Origin of the sequence: Capnocytophaga sp. oral taxon 332 str. F0381, from assembly GCF_000318275.2 — a bacterium.
Classification (GTDB): Bacteria; Bacteroidota; Bacteroidia; order Flavobacteriales; family Flavobacteriaceae; genus Capnocytophaga; species Capnocytophaga bilenii.
Map to the genome: position 1 here is coordinate 1 of NZ_KB291348.1, position 974 is coordinate 974.

2 pseudogenes are annotated in these 974 nt (G+C 34.5%); both read right to left on the reverse strand.

Going from position 1 to position 974, the window contains the following annotated elements:
* Positions 1-467 (reverse strand): annotated as a pseudogene (locus HMPREF9075_RS12465) (hypothetical protein); the annotation flags it as partial.
* A 49-nt stretch (positions 468-516) separates the two neighbouring features.
* A pseudogene (locus HMPREF9075_RS13960) lies at positions 517-974 on the reverse strand (hypothetical protein); the annotation flags it as partial.

Here is a 974-nt window from a genome sequence, read left to right on the forward strand (position 1 = left end):
GCTTCTATTTCCTCACTCTTGTAACTTTCCTTAGTAGGATAGTCGCTGAACTCGGTGATGAAAAACTCTTTTTGAAAGTTGATTTTCTCAAGTTTTTCATCTTGTAAAAATAGCTGTTCATAGAGTTTTTGGTAGTTTAAATAGGTACGACTGGTTCCTCCTTTTTTGCTTTTATCCCAACTATTATATTGATTGCCATAAGCATATAAGGGATTTTCGTGAGAGATGGGACGCTCACCATCGTAGTTAGGCACTTCATTGGTAGAGAGTATGTGTTCCCATTGAGATACATTACTTTGGAAGAGTTCTTCTTTCTTCTTTTCTAAATTTTCGGTAGTCTCTTCTTGGGGAATGTGTGCGGCTTCTTTGCCGATTACTAAAACTTTACCATTAGGGTTGCCATACCCTACAAATAGATTGTTGGCTTTGCAGTAGGCTACTGCCTCTTTGAATGCTTGTGTGTACATATAATTTAAGTTTTTTATTGCCTTTAATTTTTTAACGTTTGTAAATATACTAATTTTCTACTATAGTACATTCTTTTTTTACGATATATTCAGGAGTGCCATTTCTATAGAAAATAGTTTCACATTCTCCATTGGTAAGATAAGTACGGGCGAACTTTCTTATCTCATTGTCTTCTTTATCGTATGTGGCATAAGAAAAAATATTGTCACTGAACAAAATTGAATTGTATTTGCGACTATCATATTCTCTATGTATTGTCTTATCGAAATATCTCCAAAAAGACCTCCATCCTCTGTAGTAAGACTCTTCTTCGCAGGCAATGTCTTTACAGACAATGATCTCTTTAAAATCTTCGTTAATTTGAGTACGCTCTACTTTACCGTCAAAGTACTTGTAGAAAACAGTGTATAGCAGCTCAAACTCTTGGTAAGGTTTGATTTCAAAGTACTGTCTTTCAATTATATTCCCTTGTTCGTCAAAGAATAAAAACTCCTTGTCTCCATTCT